This window comes from Acidovorax sp., assembly GCF_022763525.1.
Lineage (GTDB): Bacteria > Pseudomonadota > Gammaproteobacteria > Burkholderiales > Burkholderiaceae_C > Acidovorax.
Map to the genome: position 1 here is coordinate 1 of NZ_JALEGG010000033.1, position 3,224 is coordinate 3,224.

The window sequence follows — 3,224 nt, forward strand, 5'->3', positions numbered from 1 at the left end:
CTCCAAGTGAGCGGACCCATCCCCGCGCCGCAGCCCGGTCCCTCGGCTTCCGGACACGCTGGCGCCCGCCAGTCGCGGGCCGTGCGCTGGGCCGTCGGTGTCGGCGTAGCCATCATGGCCGCCATCGGGCTCGTGCTGCTCTTCCTGCTCACGCTGGCCACCAACAACCGCGCGCTGTACGAACGCAACTACGCCTGGCTCTTCGGGGTGAACGTGCTGGTGGCCGTGGCGTTGCTGGCCGTGCTTGTCTGGGTGGCGGTGCGGCTGGGCATGCGGCTGCGCAAGGGGCGCTTTGGCAGCCGGCTGCTGGTCAAGCTGGCCGCCATCTTTGCGCTTGTGGGCCTGCTGCCGGGGTTGCTGATCTATGTGGTCTCCTACCAGTTCGTCACCCGCTCCATCGAAAGCTGGTTCGACGTGAAGGTCGAGGGCGCGCTGTCGGCGGGGGTCAACCTGGCGCGGGTGTCGCTGGATTCGCTTGCTACGGACATGGCTGCCAAGACCCGCAACGCGAGCGCGCAGGTGGCCCAGGTGCCCGACGCCGCTGCGGGCATCGTGCTGGAGCGCATCCGTGAACAGCTCGGTGCCACCGATGTCGTGCTCTGGAACGCGGCGGGCCAGTCCGTGTCCAGTGCGGGCCAGTCGCGCTTCAGCCTCCACCCGGAACGTCCCGGAGCCGCACAGCTGCGCACCGTGCGGCAGCAGCGGGCCACGGCCCAGATTGAAGGGCTGGACGACATTGCGGACCCCGCCGCCGCCCGCAATGCGCGCGTCAAGGTGCTGGTGCTCGTCAGCAGCCCGAGCGTGGGTCTGCTGGTGGAGCCGAGGTACCTGCAGGCTACGCTGCCACTGCCGCCCGCACTGGTGGCCAATGCCATTGCGGTGCAGGAGGCCAATCGTGAATACCAGGAGCGCGCGCTGGCGCGGGGCGGCTTGCGGCGGATGTACGTGGGCACGCTCACCCTGAGCCTGTTCCTGGCGGTGTTTGGTGCCGTCCTGCTCGCCGTACTCCTGGGCAACCAGCTGGCCCGGCCACTGCTGGTGTTGGCCGAAGGTGTGCGGGAGGTGGCCGCTGGCAACCTGAGTCCGAAGGCTGCCTTGCAGGGCAAGGACGAGCTGGGCGGACTCACGCGGTCGTTTGCGCTCATGACCCAGCAGCTCGCTGATGCGCGCCAGGCTGTCGAGCTGAGCATGGGAGAAGTCGACGCGGCACGGGCCAACCTGCAAACCATCCTCGACAACCTGACGGCCGGGGTGATCGTGCTGGATGCACAGGGCATGATCCATTCATCCAATCCCGGCGCTACCCGCATCCTGCGCGCGCCGATGGCGGTGTATGAGGGGCGATCGCTGTCGGAGGTGCCGGGCCTGGAGCAGTTTGCGGCCTCGGTGCAGAAGCAGTTCGATGCTTTTCTGGGGGACCACGAACGCCATGGGCTGGACCATTGGCAACAGCCCTACGAACTGCACGCGTCGTCGGTCGGGGCCGGACAACACGCCACCAGCATCGTCGCGCGCGGTGCGGAGCTGCCGGATTCCTCCAGGCTGTTGGTTTTTGACGACATTTCGGAAATTGTTTCTGCCCAGCGTGCCCAGGCCTGGGGCGAAGTGGCGCGCCGTCTCGCGCACGAAATCAAGAACCCGCTCACGCCGATCCAGCTGTCGGCGGAGCGCCTCGAAATGAAGCTCTCCGGCAAGCTGCCCGGCCCCGAGCAGGCTGTCCTGGCCAAGTCCGTCAAGACCATCGTGGACCAGGTCGACGCGATGAAGCGCCTGGTCAATGAATTCCGCGACTATGCGCGCCTGCCGGCAGCGGAGCTGCAGGTGCTGGACCTCAATGCCTTGGTAAGCGACGTGCTGCACCTGTATGGCGAAGAGAACGCGCGCGTGAGCGTGGAAGCCGATCTGGACCCGCAGTGCCCCACCATCGCGGGCGATGCGCAGCAACTGCGCCAGGTCGTCCACAACCTGCTTCAAAACGCCCAGGACGCTACCGAACAAGCGCGTGGCGCGAGCGGGCAGCCGCTGCCGCCAGTGCGCATCAGCACGCGCTGGAGCCAGTCTTCGCGCCGCGTGCGCCTGATCGTGTCTGACAGCGGCGGAGGATTTCCCGCGCACATTCTTCAGCGGGCGTTCGAGCCCTACGTCACCACCAAGCCGCGGGGAACTGGCCTGGGTCTGGCGGTGGTCAAAAAGATTGCCGACGAGCATGGGGCCCGTATCGACCTGTCCAACCGCGTCGAAGACGGTGTGGCCCAAGGGGCTCAAGTGTCGTTATCATTCGCCCCTGAACCAGCGGTGGTGTGATAACAACACTGCCTCGCAGCATTCGAAGGCGCTTCAATACCCATGGCAAATATTCTGGTGGTCGACGATGAGCTCGGCATTCGTGATCTGTTGTCGGAAATCCTGAACGACGAAGGGCACAGCGTAGACCTCGCAGAAAACGCCACGCAGGCGCGCACCGCCCGGGTAGGAAATACCTACGACCTCGTCCTGCTCGATATCTGGATGCCGGACACCGACGGGGTGTCGCTGCTCAAGGAATGGGCCACGGCCGGCACGCTCACGATGCCGGTCATCATGATGAGCGGTCACGCCACCATCGACACCGCGGTGGAAGCCACCCGCATCGGCGCCTTTTCGTTCCTGGAGAAACCCATCACCCTGCAAAAACTGCTCAAAGCGGTGGAGCAGGGCCTGGCCCGCAATGCCGCGCATCCCACGGCACCCGCGGCCGCCGCACCGGCTCCGGCGCATGCACCGGTCGACACCACGTTCGCGCAAGCGCCCGCGGTAGCCACCGTTGCCGTGACTGCGGACGCAGGCCCGCATGCACACCAGGGGTTCGACCTGGACCGCCCGCTGCGCGAAGCGCGCGATGGTTTTGAAAAGGCCTATTTCGAGTTTCACCTGGCCCGCGAAGGCGGCTCAATGACCCGCGTGGCCGAGAAGACCGGCCTGGAGCGCACGCACCTGTACCGCAAGCTGCGGCAGTTGGGCGTTGACCTCGGGCGGGGCAAGCGCGGTTAGATCTGGCGCGATAATTTCTGACAGGGTTTCCAGAAAGCCCGATTTTTCTGGTTATAATTTGAGGCTCAGGCCCGGTAGCTCAGTCGGTAGAGCAGAGGATTGAAAATCCTTGTGTCGGTGGTTCGATTCCGCCCCAGGCCACCAGTCAGCAAGCGCCCCAGCGCCCGAAAGGGTTCTGGGGCGTTTCTACATCC

General features: G+C 65.8%; 2 protein-coding genes and 1 tRNA gene. All 3 read left to right on the forward strand.

Annotated features, from left to right (window positions below):
* Nucleotides 1-18 precede the first annotated feature (18 nt).
* The 3 genes from MRY84_RS02515 to MRY84_RS02525 all read left to right on the forward strand — a co-directional run bounded on the left by MRY84_RS02515 (nucleotide 19) and on the right by MRY84_RS02525 (nucleotide 3,174).
* Nucleotides 19-2,304, forward strand: a complete 2,286-nt coding sequence (locus tag MRY84_RS02515; protein WP_291504187.1) for an ATP-binding protein — start codon at nucleotides 19-21, stop codon at nucleotides 2,302-2,304.
* A 42-nt stretch (nucleotides 2,305-2,346) separates the two neighbouring features.
* Nucleotides 2,347-3,030, forward strand: a complete 684-nt coding sequence (locus tag MRY84_RS02520; RefSeq protein WP_291504186.1) for a response regulator — start codon at nucleotides 2,347-2,349, stop codon at nucleotides 3,028-3,030.
* A gap of 68 nt (nucleotides 3,031-3,098) precedes the next feature.
* Nucleotides 3,099-3,174 (forward strand) — tRNA-Phe (locus tag MRY84_RS02525).
* Nucleotides 3,175-3,224: the final 50 nt, after the last annotated feature.

Excerpts from the sequence above, each read along its gene's own strand:
- MRY84_RS02520 (WP_291504186.1), top strand. The coding sequence starts at position 2,347 with ATGGCAAATATTCTGGTGGTCGACGATGAGCTCGGCATTCGTGATCTG.